The organism is Croceitalea sp. MTPC5 (assembly GCF_036985505.1).
In the GTDB taxonomy this organism is placed as follows: domain Bacteria; phylum Bacteroidota; class Bacteroidia; order Flavobacteriales; family Flavobacteriaceae; genus Croceitalea.
On sequence record NZ_BTGQ01000005.1, the window covers coordinates 217,006 to 239,220 of the forward strand.

Below are 22,215 nucleotides of genomic sequence, written 5' to 3' on the forward strand. Positions count from 1 at the left end.
TGATATCGTTCGTATTCGTTGGAGTTCAAAAGTAAAGAATTCCAAAAAACTTCATGTGGTTACCCATCTGCTAATTTTACGGTTTTTTCGTGGAATCACAGTTTTTGAAATAGCTTATATTTGATTCATGTTGTTCAAAGATGTATTAGGGCTTTCCCATTTGAAAAAACACTTAACTGCTACGGCAGACTCTGGGCGAGTACCACATGCCCAATTGTTTGTTGGCGCAGAGGGCACGGGTACCTTGGCCCTTGCTATTGCGTATGCCCAATACCTACTTTGCCAAAACATAGATGGTGAAAATGATGGTGAAAATACTGTCTGTAACAGTAAGTGCAATACTTTGGCGCATCCTGATCTGCATTTTGCCTTTCCGGTGGCAAATTCGGATAGGGTCAAAAGCCATGCGGTAAGCGATTTATATCTTGAAGAATGGCGCAAATTTGTAAGGGAACAACCCTACGGAAACCTATTTGATTGGTACCGCTTGATCGGAATTGAGAAAAAGCAAGGACAAATAGGTGTTGATGAGGCACAGGATATTGTTAAAAAGCTTTCGCTGAAATCGTATGAAGGTGGTTATAAGGTGTTCATTATTTGGATGGCTGAAAAAATGAATATTCCTGCGGCTAACAAATTGCTTAAATTGATTGAGGAGCCCCCTGAAAAGACCGTGCTCTTGCTTGTAACCGAAGATGAGGGTCAAATCATCAACACGATTAAGTCGCGATGCCAATTACTTCATTTTCCGCCGCTCGCCGAAGATGTCATTGCCAATGCCCTTATAAAAAAAGGCCTGAAAGAAGCAGAGGCCAATAGATTGGCACACGAAGCCAACGGAAATTTCAATAAAGCCCTAGATCTGATGAACAACGACTCTGAAGACCTCGTTTTTGAGAAATGGTTTGTACAATGGGTGCGCAGTGCTTTTAAGGCCAAGGGAAACAAAGCTGCAATACACGATCTTTTGAATTGGAGTGATGAGGTAGCGAAAAATGGCCGTGAGGTACAAAAGAAATTTCTAAACTATTGCAGCGGAATCATACGGCAAGCCATGCTTTTAAATTACAGCACCCCTGATTTGGTATATGCAAAAATTCATGTAGATGGATTTGACCTCAAGAAATTTGCCCCCTTTATCCATGAAAACAATGTTCTTGCGATAACAGAAGAACTGGAAGACGCTATTTATCATGTAGAGCGCAATGGAAATCCAAAAATTATATTTACAGACCTTTCAATTAAACTAACCCGCCTCTTGCATACCAAAGCGGCATAAATTGTATTTCTATGCACCTTCATTTTTACGAAAACGCCCCTGAAGCCGTATTATTGATCTTTTTGATAATCGCCTTTCTTCAAAGCGGAATCGACAAAGTCATAGACTGGAACGGCAACTTATCATGGTTGAAAGGTCATTTTTCAAAGTCCCCCTTAAAAAATATGGTTCCCGCATTACTAGGCATTGTTACCGCAGTAGAGATAGCCGCTGGTATTTTATCCGTAATCGGCCTTGTTCATTTGGTATTGTATGACGATACGCTATTCGCATTCTATGGTGCACTCACCTCATGTGTGGCCCTCTTGATGCTTTTCTTCGGACAACGCATCGCCAAAGACTATGAGGGTGCGAAAACTATTGCGATTTATCTGGTGCCAGCAGTATTTTTATTGTTTTTATTGCAATAAAAAAGCCTCAACATACTGGTTAAGGCTTTGAATATCAATTAAATAGATGATTCTATTTTTTATATTTATCATTTAAGAGCTTGATGATCTCATCGGTAAGGTCTTGTGTATCATCACCGTATAAAACGCTACCACCTTCACCACCACCTAATATGTAGGTAAAACCATTTGCTTTTCCATAGGCTTTTATTTCAGCACGCACATTGCTGACAACGCTATCCATTTCAGTCTGGCCAGAAGCCTGAAGTTGCTGTTCTTCTTGTTGCAATTGCTGGCTCATAAATTGGCCACGCTGTTGTATTAAACCATATTCTTCTTGCTGTTTTTTCTGTGACATTTTCTGTGCTTTTGCTTGAAACTCTTGAAATTCAAGTTGAAACGCCTGTGAAATACTGTCACGTTTTTTGTTAAGTGCCTCGGCCTTTACCTTATATTTAGCCTCAACATCAAGTTTTTCGGTATAGCCGTCCATAACCTTAACATTATCGACGTATCCGATTTTGTTTTGTTGACAGGCTGTCAAAACCACAGCAGCCAGAATCAATACTACTTTTTTCATGTTTTATTTTTAAGTTCGGCAAAAATATAAAAAGGGTTTTCAATACAACAGAACATTAGGTTTTTATTGACGCACATGCCATATAACAAAAATCTATTGATTATTCTCAAAACTATTTGTAGTTCTTATGGAAAAGCCTCTCAAATAAAGCATTCTCTAGGCAGTATGCCTATTTAATGGTAGTAATGCTTATAGTGTCTTCAAAAAGTTGTTATAATTGGCTTATTTCGATTTTTCAAGTATGTAGATATGCGAAGAATACTCTTTTGTTCGATTTGCCTTTAAATTTGACTTCAACCCGATATAAAATGCTTTGAGTAGATTCTGCCTGCCCGTTTTATATTTCTCAGAGAGCATAGAGACATAAAAGGAATCCAACTTCATCGGTTTGGTTTCGTTAACTTTCATTCCGATAGCTTCGAATAGTTTCGTTATGGCGTTTTTAGAAAAATGCCATAAATGTCTAGGCACATCATAGGCGGCCCAAAACTCTTTATAATGCTTTGCATCAAATGATTTAAAATTCGGAACGGCGACAAGCAGTACCCCATCTTGCTTTAGTAATGTTTCAATGTTCTTAATTTCATGTTTTAAATTGGGTAAATGTTCTAAAACATGCCACAATGTGATAACATCGTATTTTTCGTTCGATACGTTTTCTAAATTTTCTTCTAAAAGGATTCCCTTATCTCGTGCATTTTTTCTTGCCAACTGGTTAGGTTCAATTCCCCTTACCGTCCAATTTGATTTTTTAGCTTCTAAAAGAAAATCCCCGGTACCTGCCCCTATATCCAAGAGGGTTCTGCCATTAGGTGAAACAGACTTAAGCAATCTCACTTTTTTCTTTAGGCTATAGGTCTTTGCTAATTGATAGATTTTATCGACCAGTGTTCTTTTTGAATCCGTATGAGAGATGTAATTCCCACTTTCATAATAGCTGCTTAACTCTTTTGGTTGGGGTTGGGTGACCAACATGTCAAGCATTTCGTCATGGTACAGTTCAAAGGCTTGATGCGAAACGGAATAATCTTTAGTTTTTAAATACAACTTCATTGTAATTGTAGGTAGAAAGATACTCTTCTTTTAAGTTTCGAAGATACGTTAAAACCAAAGCCTTTGAAATAGAATCGTCATGTAAACAGTCTTTTTCCGTTGCACTAAAAACCTCAATGGCAATATACCAATTGCCGACCCGTGAAGTATGCATGTCATCTAATATGGGCTCTTCAAAATCTGCGGCTTGGTTAAGGATGCCATCAATCAGAAGCGGAATTAAATTTATGGTCTTGGTCGGAATTTCTACTTCATAGTACGAAAAGAAAAACTCTTGATCATCAATCTTAAAAGGAACTTGTACGTCTACATAATAATCTAGAAGCCCAAACTTTGTGTTCACATAGTCATAAAAATGCCCCTCGTCTTTAGGGTCGGCAAATACAAAGGTGGTCTTTTTTGGCAGCCCTCTTTTGAATTTTTTTCCTTCGGTCAATTTATAATCCGTGATGGTTGGTGCTATTCTTAGCGGAACACAAGAGCCTAGAAGCAACAACACAAAACATAATAGTAGTGCTTTATTCATTTTTGAAGCTTATTTAGTCGTGTAAAAAGCAACAAGAATTAGGCCAAGATGATTTAAAATACTTGTGGCAAATCATCTCTCCTCTATTATAAAAAAGCCATGCAAATCTAAATGAAGGAAAATCGCAAAGAATGTTCCACGTGGAACAAGAAGCGTTTACCTTCCTAAAAAAACCAGCAAGACGCTTATATCCGCTGGTGAAACTCCGCTAATTCTTGACGCCTGTGATATGGTAACGGGTCTAATGGATTCTAACTTCTCCCGGGCCTCATAAGACAAAGACTTCAGTTTTCTATAGTCAAAATCGTCAGGTATCTTAATATTCTCTAAGCGCAACAATTTATCTGCGTTTGTTTTTTCTTTGGCGATGTACCCTGAATACTTTACCTGAATCTCCGTTTGCTCCAGAACTTCAGCGTCAAATTCGTTCTTAGCAATGAAGTCAGAAACAGCGTTCAATCGCCTCATATGTTCCATCGTGATTTTAGGCCTTGAAAACACTTTGAACATTTTATCGGCCTGTTTAACCGGAGATGAAGAAACCTCTTCTAAAATCGGATTCACCTCTTCTGGCGTAAAGCTTGTTTTTCTAAAAAACTCAATGAACCTATTCGAATTTTTCTGCTTCTCCTCCATCCTTTCCAAACGTTCTTTACCCGCCAACCCCAATTCATAACTTCGTGGGGTCAATCTCAAATCTGCATTATCTTGTCGCAGCAAGGTGCGGTACTCCGCCCTCGAGGTAAACATGCGATACGGTTCTTCGGTGCCTTTGGTTATCAAGTCATCAATTAAAACCCCAATATAAGCCTCATCCCTTTTTAAAATAAAAGTTTCCTCTTCATTTATTTTAAGGTGTGCGTTTATACCAGCCATCAGGCCCTGTGATGCAGCTTCCTCGTATCCGGTAGTTCCATTGATCTGTCCGGCAAAATAGAGGTTCTCTACTAGCTTTGTCTCTAGGGTGTGCTTCAACTGTGTTGGCGGGAAATAATCGTATTCAATAGCATAGCCTGGCCTAAAGAATTTGACATTCTCAAAACCGACTACCGATTTAAGCGCCTTGTATTGCACATCTTCAGGGAGTGATGTAGAAAACCCATTTACGTAAACTTCAACGGTATGCCATCCCTCTGGTTCTACAAATATTTGATGTGCATCTTTATCTGCAAAACGATGGATCTTATCTTCAATAGAGGGGCAATACCTTGGCCCAATACTCTTGATCCTACCATTGAACATTGGCGATCTATCAAAACCCTCACGAAGCAGATCGTGAACCAATTCGCTCGTGTGTGTCATATGACAATCTCGTTGCTCTTGCAGCACCGGTGTGTCTAGATATGAAAACTTTTCGGGTTTCTCATCCCCTGGTTGCAAGATCATTTTTGAATAATCTAATGATCTGCCATCGACTCTTGGGGGGGTTCCGGTTTTCATTCTTCCGCTCTCAAAACCAAAATCAGAGAGTTGTTCCGTAATTCCCGTTGCCGCTTTTTCTCCTGCCCTTCCTCCTCCAAATTGCTTTTCTCCTATGTGAATAAGGCCATTCAAAAAAGTGCCGTTAGTCAAAATTACAGCTCTACACTTAATGTCAATACCTAATGATGATCGTACACCGACCACCCTATCTTTTTCAACCAAAAGACCGGAAACCATTTCTTGATAGAAATCCACGTTCGGTGTAGCCTCTAGTGCCAAACGCCATTCTTCTGCAAAACGCATTCTGTCATTTTGAGCTCGAGGACTCCACATTGCCGGTCCTTTTGACTTGTTAAGCATCTTAAACTGAATAGCCGATTTGTCGGTTACAATTCCGCTCATCCCCCCTAAGGCATCTATCTCACGGACAATCTGGCCCTTGGCGATACCGCCCATAGCGGGGTTGCAAGACATTTGACCTATCGTTTGAAGGTTCATCGTAACCAACAGCGTTTTAGACCCCATATTCGCAGAAGCGGCGGCGGCCTCAGCACCGGCATGACCTCCACCAACGACCACTACATCGTATTCTTTCTCAAACATAACTCTATTGTTCCACGTGAAACATTTTCATCGCCTTCTCCTCTTCCAGCCTCATTAATTTTGCTTCTTCATTCGATTTATCCTTATGGCCGAACAAATGCAAAACTCCATGGCTCATCACTCTTCGTAACTCTACTTCAAACTCCGTATTATATTTTTCCGCGTTATCCCTCACCCTTTCAACAGAAATGAAAATGTCTCCAGAAATCTCCATTCCATTTCCGTAATCAAAAGTTATAATATCGGTGTACGTATCATGTCCTAAATAATTTAAATTGATTTTATTTAGGTACTTATCATCACAAAAAATATAGCTGAGTGCTCCCATATTCTTTGCGTCCTTGACAACTATCCTATGAATCCAATCGGAATACTCTTCTTCATTATTTAACGCGAAATCAATCTCATAGTTAAAATCCACCATCATTTTTAAAGTAACTTTGAACCTTACCTTGATAATTTTTCCGCAAAGGTAATGCTTGTCTATTTAATATTTCAATAGTGTTCTTTTCCTCTTTTAATAATGCAGGTTTCGTAGTTATCGGGTTTCTGAATTCTTCCTGATTGACCTGACTCTTTCTTTCCTGCTTTTGACCCTGTTTTAAAACTGCATTCTCCAACTTCAACAACTGTTGCTGTATTCGGTTTACCTTATCTTTCGTCCTTTGGGTTATGCCATTCTCTATTAAATCATTCTCAAAATTTTCCATTTGCCTCACCAACTTTTTCGCCAAATCCCTTTTATCCTTTTCAATGATGTTCTTTAATTGTTCCTCTAGTTTTTGACGAATTACTTGCTGCTCTTTATATATCTCATACAACTCCTTTAATTCTTGTTCTGACGGAGCTTTTCCGGACTCATTGCCCTCCCCGTCATCATTACCATCTCCTTTCTTTCCTTTCTTTCCATTACCCTCGGCACCTTCTTTTCCCTGATTTCCTTTTCCATCCTCATTTCCTCCCGCATCGCTTTTTCCGCTCTTTCCTTCCTTTCCCTCTCCGCTTTTACCTTGTTGCCCTTCTTTACCTTCTCCTTCTTGTTGTCCTTTAGTCCCTTCCTTTCCTGCTCCTTCCAATTTCTCTTTTAAAGATTGCTGTCCCTTAATAATATCAGGTAATTGAAACCCTTCGCCCTGACCCTGGCCTTGACCAGACTGCATACTTTGCTGCATATTATCAAGCAAGTCCGCCAAAAAATCCGCTAGACTATTGGCCGCTGTTAGTACATATTGTTGATACGAAGCGCCTTGATACACTTGATTCTCGGCAATACTCCCTAAAGACTTATCGATATTATAATATACCTCTGTAATCTGTTCATTGACAAACTCAGAAAGCTCCGCCCTACGCAACGACAACGCGAACAGACTATCATCAACATGTTCAAATAACCCTCGAAGTTCTTTCTGTCTTTTTACCGTATTTGAAAATTGACTTATCTCACCATCTGAAACCTGAAGTTCATCAAACAAATTTTCTTGTTTAAACGAAAATGTGACCAAATTATCCAATATTTGACGCAACATTTCAGCGTCTTCGGTAATACTAGACCCACCACCGGACATTGCAGCACTTTGCTGTAATCCCTCACTAAGTTCTTTCAATTTTTGCGCCGCAGACTTCTGCTTTTGGGAAGTTTTTTTACTAGCTTGCTTCTTCTGTTCTTCACTGCCAGACTCCTCCATTTGCTGCTGCTTATCAATTTCATCGAGTGCCTCTTTCTGATCCTTCTTAACCCCCTCTTGTTTTTTTTTACTGGCTTCAATAGCTAACGGCTTCTTTAAATCGGCATTATCCCTTTTAACTTCATTAATCTCTTCAGCCAACTCTTCAAATTTCTCATTCAACTTTTGCTGTTCCTCCTTTGAAAAATCTACCCCTAGCTCAGATTTTGACAATTGCTCTTGTTCCTTCGCCAGTTTGTCCAAATCTTGGGCCAATTGCGCCACCTTCTCCGTTACGTAATAACGCTTGGTCAACTCTAACAGCTGTTCCAAATTCCTTTTGCTATTACTTTGTTTTTTGCTTAGTTCTTCCAGTTTCTTTTTAAGATCTTCTTTATCGATCTTATCGGCAACCATATTAAGTTCCTCCAAAAGTTTCCTATTTTTCTCCGCCTCTTTTTCTTGTCGTTCTAGGCGTTCTTGTAATAGTCTGTTCAGTTTATCATCAGTCTCATTTTTGTTCAGGTTCTCTTTAAGCTGTTTACTGAACTTTTGCATCATCTCTTCTTGCTGCTCTTGCTTTTGTAAAAATTCCTTTATTTGACTTTGCTCATTATAATTGATACCTTCATTTTGCTTTTGTTTATCGTTGATTTTCTTCAGGGCCTCTTGTTGTTCCTTAAAAGTCTCTAAAGACTTGTCAAGATTCTTTAAAATTGATTTTTGGGCATTTAACTCTTTGTTTTTCAATTGGTTATAATCTAATACCGTAGTTCGAAAAACCTTACTCTTCACAGATTTCCCATTTCGTAGTCCGTCATTATCAAATACCTCAAAATACAACTCATATTCCTTGCCCTTTTCCAATTCAAGCCCGGATGGAAACGTGTAATAAAACTGTTCTACATTGACCTTAGAATTTAATAAGCGTAACCTTCTAGAACTTTTTTCTTCATTCTCAGGATAGTACACCAAATCAATACTCCGCAGTCTAATATCATCATTTGCCAAGCCAGCGTAATAGGAAACATTCGGATTCAGGGAGTCTAAAGTTTGTTCTACCTTAACACTAGGATATCCATCCTTTACCACCTTTAGCTGATACCCCAGTCTTTCAAATTCTTCAATGTTTTCATTCGAGGTAGTAATCGCATAAGACAGCTCGTTATAAATACGTTTCCCATAACTAAACTTATCGCCAGATCTACCAAAAGATACAATAGTGTCCTTAGTTTCAAAATTAATGGCATTGGTGTGCACCCCTTTCACACTCCAACTAACCTTTGTGCCTTCGGGTACCGTGGCGTTACCTGTGCCACTAACCGTTTCATTTCTTTTGCCTAGATACGCCGGGTATTGCAATTGCATCTCAAAGCCCTGAATTGCAGGAACATTGCCCACAACAATCTTATACGTTCTAGAATCGTATCCATTGGACGTAAAATAAAACGAGGTAGACTTTAACGGTGGTCGAAATGTATGTTGAAATTTAGCGCCTTGGGCTTGCATCAATAGCTCCTTCCCATCAATGACTATCGATACGTTTTCAGGCTTCACACTGCCTTCGGTACGCAATTCTATGGTTAAGGCCTCATTTTCTAAAATACTTAAATCTTCGTTTAGCAATATAAATGAAAAAGGTGCTGGTGGCTCATAGGCCAGATCATAGTTTACCACCCTTTTGTAAGAGCCGAAAAATTCAGCGCTATTTCCGAAAATCCAAATAAGTCCAAAAATCAAGATTGGCACTAAGGTGTATTTCACATACTTCAAGTTCTGCTTATAATCCACTGCCTTAACAAACGGCACCGACCTCATCTTTTCTGAACGCTGACTAATTGCCGCTTCTAATAAATCGGATTGTTGTGTATTCCCTTTGAGATCAAGAAGATTAACCAGTTTATCACCGACTTCAGGAAAGTGCTTTCCAATAATCACCGATGCTTCTTTATGTGATATACCCTTTTTTACTTTGAACAAATAGAACAACGGCACCAAAATATAACGGTAAAGAAGTATCAATTCGATAGTTATAAAAGCCATCAAGAGTGACAAACGCCCTGTAGAGCCCATCCAAAGAAAATACTCAATGGCCGTTATAATCAGAAAAAAAAGGAGGCCCAAAGTCAAAAACAAAAACAGGCCTTTTAACAAAAGTGTGGTATAAAACTTTTTGGTAAAAGCATTTAGCTTGTCTAGAATACTATCGAAACTGTTCAAAATCCGCTATATTTAATACCAAGATACCCGTTGTTCCATAACGGTCTTGAAAATTTTATGTTAAAATAGACGATATGAAAGATTTAAAGTACCTAGCAGCATTGACCATACCGATTTCGGCGTTCATAAGCCTCTATTTTAAGGGATATCTAAGTTATTTCACACCCTTCTATGCCTTTGCGATCATCCCCTTTTTAGAAGTATTATTGCCCCATGACACTTCAAATCTAGAAGGTGAACAATTGAAAAAGAAAAACAAAAGCAAGCTGTTCGATTGGATGCTCTACTTAAACATTCCCATGGTATTCGGTTTTCTGTTTTATGCCCTTTGGGACGTTTCGACCCACGCCTATGCCCTATACGAAGTTATAGGCCTAATTTTCTCGATTGGCATTGTCTTGGGCGTCAACGGTATCAACGTTGCCCATGAACTAGGTCACCGTCAGCATACTTTTGAGCGCTATCTAGGCAAATTGTTGTTGTTGCCTTCTTTTTACATGCATTTTTATATTGAGCATAATTTCGGACATCATTTACATGCGGCCACCAAAGAGGATCCCGCCACCGCCAAATACAATCAAAGCCTTTATTCTTTTTGGTTTACCTCTACCTTTCGACAATACCGCAATGCTTGGAAAATTCAAAACAGATTGTTGAAATCAGAAAATGAAGGTTTCTTTTCCATGAAGAATGACCTGTTTTTCTATACCTTTTTTCAATTGATCTATGCAGTATTCGTCTTCCTCTTCTTTGATACCGTTGGATTATGGTTTGCCCTTGCATCAGGGGCAATAGGCTTTCTATTGCTAGAAACGGTCAACTATATTGAACACTATGGGCTTGTTCGTTTTAAAATGCCATCGGGCCGGTACGAAAGGGTTCGTGAGTGCCATTCATGGAACAGCAATCATGTTATAGGCCGCATCGTTCTTTATGAACTGACCAGGCATAGTGATCATCACTATAAGTCATCTAAAAAATACCAAACCCTCGATTACCATGATATCTCACCCCAGATGCCTTTTGGTTACCCCACTTCTATGGTACTTTCGTTCTTGCCTCCCTTGTGGTTTACCATTATGAACAAACGCGTACCGGTCGAGATGCGAAAACCATCCGATTAATTTGAATACATGATGCCGTCTTACAACTCGCTTTAGGTTAGTATCTTTGTGGCTCAATTTTAAAAGATGCCTCAGAAAGTTCGTGTTCGATTTGCTCCAAGCCCTACTGGGCCACTTCACATTGGTGGTGTGCGCACCGCTTTGTTTAACTACTTATTTGCGAAAAAGCATCATGGTGATTTCGTATTACGTATTGAGGATACCGACCAAAATCGCTATGTCCAAGGCGCCGAAAACTATATTGTTGAAGCACTAAATTGGTTGGGTATTCCCTTTGACGAGGGCCCATCCCAAGAGGGGGAATTTGGTCCTTATCGTCAAAGTGAACGCAAGCATCTTTATGAGAAATATGCCTTAGAACTTATTGAAAAAGAACATGCTTATTATGCTTTTGATACCCCTGAGCGATTGGATTTTCATCGCAAGGATCATGAGGCAAAAGGCAAGACCTTTATCTACAATTGGCATAATCGCTTGAAATTGGACAATTCCCTTTCATTGTCCAACGAAGAAACGAAAGCAAAACTCGATTCTGGCGCGCCTTATGTCGTTAGGTTCAAATCGCCACAAGATGAAAAACTCTTGTTACACGACATTATTAGAGGCGCTATTGAAATCGACACCAATGTGCTCGACGACAAAGTACTCTTCAAAAGTGATGGTATGCCTACCTATCATTTGGCCAATATCGTTGATGATCATTTAATGGAAATCACCCATGTCATTCGTGGGGAAGAGTGGTTACCCTCGCTACCCCTGCACCAACTTTTGTACAACGCATTTGAATGGGCCGCTCCTGAGTTTGCACACCTGCCCTTGATTATGAAGCCCGTCGGAAAAGGGAAGCTGAGTAAACGTGATGGTGAAAAAGGGGGGTTCCCCGTTTTTCCATTATCGTGGAACGAATCAAGGGGGTATCGCGAGTCGGGTTATTTTCCTGAGGCAGTACTCAATTTTTTGGCCCTATTAGGCTGGAACCCAGGTACGGAACAAGAGTTATTTTCTCTACAAGAGCTTGTTGAAACCTTTAGTTTAGAACGTGTTACTAAATCTGGAGCGCGCTTTGATCCAGAAAAGACTAAATGGTACAATCATCAATGGTTGCAGAAAAAGCCCAATGAAGAGTTGGCATCCCTGTTTGATTCGGTGCTGAAAGAGATTCCTCAAGATGTTCAGAATGACGGTTATGTCGAAAAAGTGGTCGAGCTTATCAAAGAACGTGCTGATTTCGTTACGGATTTCTGGGAACTGGGCGATTACTTTTTTGAAGCTCCAACCACATACCAGGAAAAAGCGGTCAAAAAACAATGGAAAGATGACACGCCAACAATTATAAGCCAACTCACAATGGTGTTGGAACCGCTAACTGATTTTACTTCAGAAAACGTAGAGGCTAAAGTCAAAAATTGGATTGGCGAGCAAGGCCTGTCTTTTGGTAAGGTCATGCCGCCCTTACGATTGGTCATAGTGGGCGACATGAAGGGGCCACACTTATTCGATATCATGGCCCTATTGGGTAAAGCGGAGTCCCTTGCCCGTATGGAAAAGGCTATAAGGGTGTTGGGTTGATTTTGTAGTACCTACTTGCATACGGATATTTTCGTAGTCGTTTCTTGATAACCCATCATCAAGGGTCAACCTTTCTTAGGTGCTTGCCTTCAAGTTTTACGCCTTGTACCACTGGCACTTATGCACCATGCTTTGGCTCGTTAGAGATCATTTAAAATAGAATTGATCCCCAACTTTTTAATGGATTTTCCCAACCATTGGCCAAAAAGACGTCCGTATACCGTATACGTACGCATCCGTCCGTAAATTTATTGAACACACTATGTTTTCAAGATACTTTTGAAATTCAAAATTTTCAAAACATATTTCAAATCATGAAAGGTTTACGACACATCTTGCTCACGGTAACTACTTATTTAATTATCCATTCGTCTTTCGGACAATCAAAAATCGACACGATCACACTAAAAAAAGGAGAGGTCTTTGATATTTTATTGTTGAGTCAACATCCTGATAGGGATGCTGAATTAAAATCATACTTCCAATCCGCCTTTCCCATAGCAAAAAAAATGTCTTATCAACCGCTCCCTGGTTTTAAAATCATCAACAACAATCAGGGCAATCTCCATCCGAACATTTTAGTATTGGGCAAATGGGACAATACAACCATTAGAGAAGCGTTTTTGACCGAAATTTTAAAAGACGTGCCCGATTTTCATGAACGCAGAAGAAAAATATGGTCTTATTTTGGATTACGGTATTTTAAAATTGAATCCGACTTATCTTTTCAAATTAACCGAAACCATTATAATGTAGCCACTGCGTACTGGCTCGAATCGGATAAACGACCCAACCCATACTATAAAAAATGGGAACAAGAAATCGAAACCGCGGGTGGAAAAATCCTTATCCAACTAAAGGATGGAACGTCCCCTTTTGGTTATCAATATAATCCAGAATACTTTGTAATCACTTCTTGGAAACGTGAAGCTGACTTTAGGGCTTTTCAAGAAAAGATGAAAAAACAAGACTTGAATGGCGTTAAACATATAAATGAGTTTATATTACAATAGTCAACTATTTTGGAAATGATCCCTATTCTAAATCAATTCGTCTATTTTGCCTTTTTTCAAGCTCTGTTCTTACTAATCTTATTTTGTGCCTCAGATAAAAAAAGACAGCGAATAAATGTCTATTTATTTATTTTGGTAGTGCTTTTGATGGTCGGTTTACTGTCAAAAATCGGTCACTTTGCATGGAACTGGCAGAGACAGTTAAAAGGCGTATCAGAGTTCTCCATTTTATTTTTCGGGCCAACGGTCTACCTGTTTGTTCAATCGACGCTTTCAGGGAAACGCTTTTCGGGTTTTGATGTAGTTCATTACGTACCGGGCGTGGTCTATAGTCTAATTGTTACTTTTTACTATATCATTCCGTCTCAAGAGGTCATTGCAGAACGCGTTGGCAGCGGTGAATTATTTAGGGTGGTGCATATTTTGGTTGGCCTTGGGCTTACCGTGAATATCAGCTATTTCGTTCTCAGTGTATTAAAATTCAATAAACTGAAAAAAGCCTTACAAGAGCAAGCGAGCTATCTATTGAACATTGCTTTTGTGAGAAACTTTCTGATAGCGATTGGCATCTGTCTATCGATTTGGTTGGCCGTCTATCTTATAAGTTTTAGCACGTATTCCCAATTGGAAATCGTATCTCGGGAATTCATTTGGCTGGCAGTGGCCTTAATCGTTTTGTTTATTGCCTATTATCAAATGGTAGCTCCTTCCATTTTTTGGTTCAGTCAATTTCAAGAACCCATAAAATATACACGATCCAAATTTTCAACTGCCGATTTGGATAGGCTGAAACTGGAATTGGACGAAATTATGGTGCAGAAAAAGCCTTACTTGAATGCAAAACTGCTAAAATCAGAGTTGGCTGAACTTATGGATATCAATGCCCCCGAATTATCACGTTTGCTTAATGAAAGAGTGGGGATGAGCTTTTTTGAATATGTGAATTACCACCGTATTCACGAATTTATACGCTTAACGAAAACGCCCAATGCACAACAGAAAACGCTATTAGGGCTAGCACAAGAAGCAGGATTCAATTCTAAATCCACTTTCAATAAATCGTTTAAGCAGATTATGAGCTGTCCGCCATCGTATTACCTCAAGAAATCACAATAATTACGCATTACATCCATCAAATTATGTCAAAATACGTTTTTAGCTTTATGTTACTCTTCCTTGGTATATCAGGATATGCTCAAATCAAATTACCGGCCTTAAGTCCAAAAGTAGAAATCTCACAAAAAATTGGATTGACCACAGCTATTCTATCCTATTCTAGACCAAGTTTGCGCGGAAGGGAGTTATTCGGAGATGATGGGATATTGGTTTTCGGTGAAAAATGGAGGACTGGGGCAAATGCGACCACAAAAATCGAATTTTCCAACGATATCGTAATGAATGGTCAATCCTTGCCAAAGGGAACTTATGCCCTGTTGTCCACACCGCAAAAGACATCATGGACCTTTCATTTTTATCCTTATCAACCTCTGTCGTACACTAACTTTTTAGTGAAACAACCCATATTTGAAATCAAGGTGCCTATACAACGATTGGATTATGCCATGGAAACACTTTCCCTTCATTTTGAAGCAATTGACTTAAGTGGTGCAAATTTAGTATTACAGTGGGCAAACTATAAGGTAGAAGTACCTATTACATTGGCTGAACACAACGCCATTTTAGCCCATATTGATACCGTATTAAAAGGACCCTCTGATTTTGATTACTTTCAAGCCGCCCTTTATTTACATGAAACCCAAACCGATTTACCACTTGCTTTAAGCTACATTAGAAAAGTCACCAAAAGTGATAATGCCTTATTTTTTCAGGTATATCGAGAGGCATTAATATTAAAGGATCTCAATAGGAATCAGGAGGCCGTTACGGCAGCCAAACGTTCTAAAAAATTGTCGCAGAACGCTGGAAATAATGATTTGGTGAGGTTGAGTCAAAGAATTATTGATAATCTTTCTGACTAAAGTGGCACGATATCGGCTATGACCAGTAGCGTATTTTAAACACTGATTTTTTTGGATTAAGCGTAAAACTTTTTGTCGGATATAGGCTTTGGTATTTCAAGATATTCTAAGATATCAGATGTTACCAATGCCTAAAAGGTCCATGCTTTCATTCCGCTTCTTTAAAGTACCAAACCATAAAGATCAGGTTTTGATGGTAGCCGTTCGAATTTGGTTGCCTCAAGGTGCGTATTGCCCGAAAGCAACCCTGAAACCGATAAATCTAGTCCCCAAACGAGCAACACTTTTAGAATTTGTAACAATTCTACCTCAAAAGCTACCTATCTATTACTGTCTTTCGTATTTTAAACACGTAAACTAAAAACACTATGCTATGGGTAATTTTATTCTAATCCCGATTATTTTTTTCGGACTCGTCGTTTTATTTTCTTCCTTCTTTATCGTTAAACAACAAACTGCGGTTGCCATTGAACGCTTCGGAAAGTTCAACAGCATCCGTCAATCAGGCCTTCAGATGAAAATTCCGTTGGTAGACCGTATTGCCGGCCGTTTGACCCTAAAGATCCAACAACTTGACGTGATGGTCGAAACCAAAACCTTGGATGATGTTTTCGTGAAAATAAAAGTATCAGTGCAATTTGTGGTGATTCGTGAAAAAGTATACGATGCATTTTACAAATTGGAATATCCGCACGATCAAATTACCTCGTTTGTTTTTGACGTCGTACGCGCCGAAGTACCCAAAATGAAATTAGATGATGTCTTTGTTAAAAAAGATGATATCGCCATCGCCGTAAAACGTGAACTAAAAGAATATATGTCTGAATATGGATATGATATTATCAAGACCCTTGTTACCGATATTGATCCCGATGCACAGGTGAAAGCGGCAATGAACCGTATCAATGCTTCTGAACGTGAAAAAATTGCAGCCCAGTTTGAGGGTGATGCGGCAAGGATCCTCATTGTAGAAAAGGCAAAGGCAGAAGCCGAAAGTAAACGTCTTCAGGGCCAGGGCATCGCAGACCAACGTCGAGAAATCGCTAGGGGGCTTGAAGAATCGGTAGAAGTCTTGAATAAAGTGGGTATTAACTCTCAAGAGGCATCTGCACTTATCGTGGTGACACAACATTATGACACTTTACAGTCTATTGGAGAGGAAACCAATACCAATTTGATTTTATTGCCCAACTCACCGCAGGCTGGCAGTGATATGTTGAACAATATGGTGGCTTCATTTACGGCGAGTAATATGATAGGGGAGTCCATGAAAAAATCAAACCCCAAAAAAGATGATGCCTAAGTTAAGTATCTTCCTCATTGCTTTTTTGTCAAGTGTTATCGTTGGTGCTCAAGAAAGTCCATTCTTTAATCCTGGTGGTGCGTTTTTAAGTCTGGGTGCCCAAGAAAACCGCACAGCCTCAATCGCAACTGGTGATGTTGATGGAGATGGGGATATCGATGTTGTTACTGCCGAGGGGCGCCATTGGCCAACGCCCAACTTTATATTTTACAATGTGGGCAATGGGGTATTCAGAACCTCTAGGGTTTTAGACGGGGAATGGTCTTCATGCTATGCTGCCGAATTGGGCGATTTTGATGGTGATGGTCACCTCGACATCGTTACCGGAAACGATAGGCATCCGAATATTTGGTATCGAAACGATGGCAAAGGTATTTTTGAACGCATAGGTGCCCTTGGTGGCGATAAGACCCCAACAAGAAATGTGGCGCTCAGCGATCTCGATGGTGATGGTGATTTAGATGTGCTTTTTACCAATCGTGGAAGCACCAATGAAATTGTCATCAATGATGGAAAAGGTGGGGTTGAAAAGACCCTCCCTTTCGGCGGCATAGAAGATGCCACGATTGATATCGAAGTAGCGGATATGAATAAAGATGGAAAATTGGATTTGGTGCTTGCCAATCGCGATCAGCAACAAAACTACGTCTATCTGCAGACCGAAAAATTAGTGTTCAATAAAAAAATTCCGTTCGGTACAGGAAAAGATGAGACCCGTTCGGTTGCCATTGCCGATTTCAACACAGATGGCCATATGGATATTGCCGTTGGAAATCTTAGTGGCGCCAATTATATCTATTTGGGTAATGGAACGGATTTTCAAGAAAGCATTCTTTATGAACCTTACGATTATCACACGGCAAGTATTACAGTAGGCGATTTAAACAATGACGGAAAAATTGATATTTTAAATGCAAATAGCGATGAGGTGAATTATGCCTACATCAATTTTGGTAAGAATTCCTTCGAAAAAGTTGCTTTGGCGAAAGATCGTAAATTGGATACCTACGATATTCATCTTTCAGATATCAATGGTGACGGTTTTCTGGATATTTTGGAGGCAAATTCAGAGGATTTGAATTTATACTATTTAAATCGTTATGGTAAGATGAAAAAAGACCAATAAGGCCCTCTGCTTTATTGATTTTAGTCTAGCACAATGTTTACTGGGCACTTCTCGAACAGTTGGTTACGGCCCTTAAAACAAGGTCTTTTTCAATAGAAAATACCGATTGACATATTTTTAGGGATAAGTAATTTCAATAGCGCTATTTTTCCCACAAATCCGTTTCCTAATTCTTTTGTTGGATTTTTGCCCAAGTATCGCGAAGTGTTACCGTTCTATTAAAAACCAGAATTTCTGGAGTTGAATCCAAATCGACATTAAAATATCCTAAACGTTGAAATTGAAATCGCTCCCCGACTTTTGCATCCTTCAGACTTGGTTCTAAATATCCCGTTATGGTGTTTAAAGAGTTCGGATTTATAAATTCCATAAAATCACGGTCTTTATGGCCATCAGGGTTTTCATCGGTGAACAAGCGGTCGTATACTCGAACCTCAGCTTTTATCGCATGCGCTACCGATACCCAGTGCAGGGTTCCCTTAACTTTTCTCAAGCTTTCCTCCGTACCGCTGCCGCTCTTGCTTTTTGGGTCATACGTACATTGTACCTCAATAATATTCCCTTCGGTATCTTTTGTACAGCTTTCGGCCTTGATGATATAACCATTTTTTAGACGAACCTCACCGCCCAGTTTAAGGCGAAAGAACTTTCTATTCGCCTCTTCCCTGAAGTCTTCCTTTTCGATATAGATTTCCCTAGAGAAAGGAACTTCCCTTGAACCAAGTGATTCGTCTTCTGGACTATTCTCTGCAACGAGCCATTCCATTTCATCCTTAGGGTAATTGCTAATCACTACTTTTAAAGGATTCAATACTGCCATGACCCTTGGTGTGATTTTATTCAAATGCTCGCGAACATGAAACTCCAATAAAGAGACATCCACTAGATTTTCCCGCTTCGCAATGCCCACGGTATCGGCAAAGTTGCGAATTGCCTCAGGCGTGTAACCTCGCCTTCTAAGTCCGGATATCGTTGGCATTCTGGGGTCATCCCACCCAAAAACATGGCCTTCCTCCACCAATTTCAATAATTTTCTTTTACTTACAACCGTATGACTGAGGTTTCTACGGGCGAACTCGCGCTGTTTCGGTCTAAGCTTGGTTTTTGATACCAATTGGTCTAAGCACCAATCGTACAGTTCTCGATGAGGTAGAAATTCCAAGGTACAAAGCGAGTGTGACACTTGTTCCAAATAATCACTCTGACCATGTGTCCAATCATACATGGGATAAATACACCAATCGGTATTTGTTCTATGGTGCGCTTTTTTGAGCACACGGTACAAGATAGGGTCCCGCATCAACATATTCGGTGATGCCATATCGATTTTTGCCCTCAGCACATGCATTCCTTCTTCAAACTCACCGTTTTTCATTCGTTCGAACAAATCTAAATTCTCCTCTACGGACCTATCGCGATAAGGCCCAGCAACACCAGGTTCTGTAGGGGTTCCCTTTTGTTCGGCCATAGCCTCTGAAGATTGGCTGTCCACATAGGCTTTTCCCTCTTTTATCAATTGCACCGCCCAATCGTACAACTCTTGAAAATAATCGGAGGCATAACACTCTTTTTCCCATGTAAACCCCATCCATTCCACATCGCGTTTTATGGCATCTACATAGGCTTTCTCCTCTTTAGCGGGATTGGTGTCGTCAAACCTCAAATTCACGGGGGCATCATAACGTTCACCCAGGCCAAAATTCAAACAAATGGAACTCGCATGGCCCAAATGTAGATACCCATTTGGTTCTGGGGGGAAACGGAATCTCAAATCATCGTTTGAATACCCTTTTTCAAGATCTTCCTCAATGATGTGCTCAATAAAATTCAATGCTTTTTTAGTCTCTGACATAGCGTTTTCAATATCGGGCAAAAGTAGGAAAAATGCGTTGTTTTACACGTAATCCACTCAATACTCCATACAAATAAAGTTATTTCACAACAGTTTTTGTTCGCCCTACAACAATAAATTTTGCGGCCTAGGCATAATCGTAATATTTGTTATTAGATAAAACTTAGTGAAAACCAGGTTTTAAACAAACTCAAAAACCTCAAGCCGAAAGACCTACAACAAAACAACCTTTTTGCTTGACCCCAAAGCTTACAATGCCTATGAAAACAATTTCATCTTATGGCGTGATTTTAACACTAGCGGTTTGTGCCTTTTTGGCACCCACCGCGACAGCTCAAGTGTTGAACAAACCTACCCCTGCCGACAATCCTAACTTGGCAGGAAATTCTGCATGGACTGCAGCATGCGCCTCAGCGAGTTTTAACGAGTACTATGTGAACTTCACTTGGAACCCACCCTTGGTGGACGGTGACAACGAATTTATCTTGGAACTTTCGAATGCCGATGGCGACTTTAGTTCCGCTAGGGAACTAGACCGTGTATCGGACAAAAACACGGAATTCGACTTTGATTTCAGTTTTGCGCTTCCTTCAGACGTTCAAGGCGATAACTATCGTTTTCGGGTAAGAAGCACTAGCCCGGCAGAAACAAGTCCGGAATCAGATGCTTTTTCGATGTACTTTATTGGTTACAACAATCCGATTCTTATTAGTCAAGATGGAAATGGTAACATTCCGCCTGGTGGTATTCTAGAAGTATGCGATGGCAGTGGCCTCACGCTTGCTACACACAACGTGCCAGATGTCGACACCTATCGCTTTAGCTGGTATCGTAGTGGTACGCCCCTTTCTGAAACATCAAATGTGTTGAATGTAACGGAATCTGGCATGTATTATGTAGAAATTGACTATGGTATTAACTGCTCAGGTTCAGCAAATACCTTGTCAAATACCATAGAGATTCAAATCACCACGCCTCAAGGTATTGCCATAAACCCCCCTGCCAATACCACATTATGTTCTGGTGAAAGCACTATTTTAGAAGCCAACATTTCGGGGATGGGTTATCTCTATACCTGGTTTAGGGATGGTACGGCCATAACCTCACCAACAGTGGATAACAGTAACTATACCGTTGATGGCAGTGCTACTGATTTTGAGGGTGCCTATTCCGTAAGGATCGAGGGTGCGGGCATTTGTGCAGAAGAATCCAGTTCCGTAAATATTACCAGCGCAGGCAGCTATATGGTCAATAGGGCAAATGATGCCAACTTAGTGCTGTTGCCAGGTAGTTCACAGACCTTAAGCGTAACCACCGATGCTTTGGCCCCTACCTATCAATGGTACCGCAATGCCACTGAAATAGCAGGGGCAACTTCGGCCACTTATAATGCAACCCAAGAAGGAACCTATTATGTGGCCGTCACCCAAACCGGGGGAGCCTGTACATTACCAGCAAAAAATTCTGAAGAAACCGTTGTTGTACTTCCATCCAGTTTTGAGGTGCTCATAGACTATACCGAACAGTATAGTGATTGTTCGAACACTTCGGTCACCTTGGGCGTCTCGCAGATCAATGCTTTAGATGACCAAGGCATACGCTCTGATGTTACCGCATCATTACGAAATGAACTTACGTACCAATGGTATAAAGACGATGTCGAATTGCCCGGTTTGACCTCAAGTGAACTTGCACTCAACAATGCCTCTGACAATGGATTTTATACCATAACAGGCAATATCACGACTTTTGATGCTACATCAAACCCACTGAGCGTTAGATTGGCACCTGAAGGATCCTTATCCATATCAAGTACGGGTACCCAACTGTGTGAGGGGGTTACCTTGGTAATTACCCCTTCCATCGATTTAACTGGACAAGACTTTACTTGGACCCGCGATGGAGAGACCATATCCACTAATGAAACCGAAGTTATTGCCAATAGTGTCGGTATCTATAGGCTTTCCCTATCGACTGATGGTTGCCCTATCATTTCAAACGAGATAACGGTCTCGAATTTTGATGAGTCCATAGTACAGATAGATGCTGGTAATGAGTTGCTTTTTCCACAAGGCGAATCGCAAACGATTACCGCTAGTGGCGCTGCTAATTATGAATGGTATGACCAAGGCAATAATTTAATCTCAAGTACTGACAACGTAACCCTTTCCGAAGAAGGCGACTACTTATTGCTAGCAAGTGTTGGGGAATGTCAAATCAGTCAGGTGGTCAATGTAACCTATCGAGACAATTTTGAAATACCGAACGTTATTACTGCCAATGGGGATGGTATCAATGACCTCTGGATCATCCCTAATACCTATTCTAGAAATAACGACATTTCCGTCATCATATTCAATGAACAAGGTGAAGAGGTGGTCAACGAAACCGGTTATCAGAACAACTGGCCACAATCAAGCGTCGGCTTCGCCAAAAAGAACCAAATATTCTATTATAAAATCAAGAACGTTAGAGAAACCCTAAGACAGGGTACCATAACCGTGATTCGCTAA

At 40.1% G+C, this 22,215-nt stretch carries 17 protein-coding genes; 10 read left to right on the forward strand and 7 right to left on the reverse strand.

The window, feature by feature from the left end; all coding sequences use genetic code 11:
- The first annotated feature begins 127 nt into the window (after positions 1–127).
- Positions 128–1,279, forward strand: coding sequence for a DNA polymerase III subunit (locus AACM45_RS16270; RefSeq protein WP_339144050.1), 1,152 nt, complete (start codon positions 128–130; stop codon positions 1,277–1,279).
- Between the two features lie 11 nt (positions 1,280–1,290).
- Positions 1,291–1,689, forward strand: coding sequence for a DoxX family protein (locus AACM45_RS16275; RefSeq protein ID WP_339144052.1), 399 nt, complete (start codon positions 1,291–1,293; stop codon positions 1,687–1,689).
- 52 nt (positions 1,690–1,741) lie between these two features.
- On the opposite strand, the gene AACM45_RS16280 is transcribed toward AACM45_RS16275, so the two are convergent.
- The 6 genes from AACM45_RS16280 to AACM45_RS16305 all read right to left on the reverse strand — a co-directional run bounded on the left by AACM45_RS16280 (position 1,742) and on the right by AACM45_RS16305 (position 9,736).
- On the reverse strand, positions 1,742–2,248 hold the full coding sequence (locus tag AACM45_RS16280) for an OmpH family outer membrane protein (protein WP_339144054.1): 507 nt from the start codon (positions 2,246–2,248) through the stop codon (positions 1,742–1,744).
- A gap of 222 nt (positions 2,249–2,470) precedes the next feature.
- Positions 2,471–3,301 carry a class I SAM-dependent methyltransferase gene (locus AACM45_RS16285; protein ID WP_339144056.1) on the reverse strand — a complete coding sequence of 277 codons (831 nt, stop codon included), beginning with the start codon at positions 3,299–3,301 and terminating at the stop codon, positions 2,471–2,473.
- Complete coding sequence (locus AACM45_RS16290) at positions 3,279–3,827, reverse strand: hypothetical protein (protein ID WP_339144058.1); 549 nt, start codon at positions 3,825–3,827, stop codon at positions 3,279–3,281. The genes AACM45_RS16285 and AACM45_RS16290 overlap by 23 nt, the downstream gene beginning before the upstream one ends.
- Before the next feature lie 156 nt (positions 3,828–3,983).
- Positions 3,984–5,852 (reverse strand): tRNA uridine-5-carboxymethylaminomethyl(34) synthesis enzyme MnmG, encoded by a 1,869-nt coding sequence (gene mnmG, locus AACM45_RS16295; protein ID WP_339144060.1) that lies wholly within the window; start codon positions 5,850–5,852, stop codon positions 3,984–3,986.
- A 4-nt stretch (positions 5,853–5,856) separates the two neighbouring features.
- Entirely contained in the window at positions 5,857–6,276 is a 420-nt protein-coding gene (gene ybeY / locus AACM45_RS16300; RefSeq protein WP_339144195.1) for an rRNA maturation RNase YbeY, read from the reverse strand.
- Positions 6,263–9,736 carry a hypothetical protein gene (locus AACM45_RS16305; RefSeq protein ID WP_339144062.1) on the reverse strand — a complete coding sequence of 1,158 codons (3,474 nt, stop codon included), beginning with the start codon at positions 9,734–9,736 and terminating at the stop codon, positions 6,263–6,265. The genes ybeY and AACM45_RS16305 overlap by 14 nt, the downstream gene beginning before the upstream one ends.
- Before the next feature lie 74 nt (positions 9,737–9,810).
- On the opposite strand from AACM45_RS16305, the gene AACM45_RS16310 reads away from it, so the two are divergent.
- The 7 genes from AACM45_RS16310 (at position 9,811) to AACM45_RS16340 (ending at position 17,850) form a co-directional block, all read left to right on the forward strand.
- Positions 9,811–10,860 carry an alkane 1-monooxygenase gene (locus AACM45_RS16310; RefSeq protein WP_339144064.1) on the forward strand — a complete coding sequence of 350 codons (1,050 nt, stop codon included), beginning with the start codon at positions 9,811–9,813 and terminating at the stop codon, positions 10,858–10,860.
- A gap of 66 nt (positions 10,861–10,926) precedes the next feature.
- A complete protein-coding gene (gltX, locus tag AACM45_RS16315) occupies positions 10,927–12,429 on the forward strand; it encodes a glutamate--tRNA ligase (RefSeq protein WP_339144065.1) in 1,503 nt (500 codons plus the stop codon).
- 314 nt (positions 12,430–12,743) lie between these two features.
- Positions 12,744–13,442 (forward strand): hypothetical protein, encoded by a 699-nt coding sequence (locus tag AACM45_RS16320; protein WP_339144066.1) that lies wholly within the window; start codon positions 12,744–12,746, stop codon positions 13,440–13,442.
- Positions 13,443–13,457: 15 nt separating this feature from the next.
- Positions 13,458–14,558, forward strand: coding sequence for an AraC family transcriptional regulator (locus AACM45_RS16325; RefSeq protein ID WP_339144067.1), 1,101 nt, complete (start codon positions 13,458–13,460; stop codon positions 14,556–14,558).
- A 47-nt stretch (positions 14,559–14,605) separates the two neighbouring features.
- Positions 14,606–15,421 (forward strand): DUF2911 domain-containing protein, encoded by an 816-nt coding sequence (locus tag AACM45_RS16330; protein WP_339144068.1) that lies wholly within the window; start codon positions 14,606–14,608, stop codon positions 15,419–15,421.
- Positions 15,422–15,794: 373 nt separating this feature from the next.
- Positions 15,795–16,724 carry an SPFH domain-containing protein gene (locus AACM45_RS16335; protein ID WP_339144069.1) on the forward strand — a complete coding sequence of 310 codons (930 nt, stop codon included), beginning with the start codon at positions 15,795–15,797 and terminating at the stop codon, positions 16,722–16,724.
- Positions 16,714–17,850, forward strand: a complete 1,137-nt coding sequence (locus AACM45_RS16340; protein ID WP_339144070.1) for an FG-GAP repeat domain-containing protein — start codon at positions 16,714–16,716, stop codon at positions 17,848–17,850. Before AACM45_RS16335 ends, AACM45_RS16340 begins: the two co-directional genes overlap by 11 nt.
- A 166-nt stretch (positions 17,851–18,016) precedes the next feature.
- On the opposite strand, the gene AACM45_RS16345 is transcribed toward AACM45_RS16340, so the two are convergent.
- Complete coding sequence (locus tag AACM45_RS16345) at positions 18,017–19,702, reverse strand: glutamine--tRNA ligase/YqeY domain fusion protein (protein WP_339144071.1); 1,686 nt, start codon at positions 19,700–19,702, stop codon at positions 18,017–18,019.
- A 260-nt stretch (positions 19,703–19,962) separates the two neighbouring features.
- Between AACM45_RS16345 and AACM45_RS16350 the strand changes: the two genes are divergently transcribed.
- On the forward strand, positions 19,963–22,215 hold the full coding sequence (locus AACM45_RS16350; RefSeq protein WP_339144073.1) for a T9SS type B sorting domain-containing protein: 2,253 nt from the start codon (positions 19,963–19,965) through the stop codon (positions 22,213–22,215).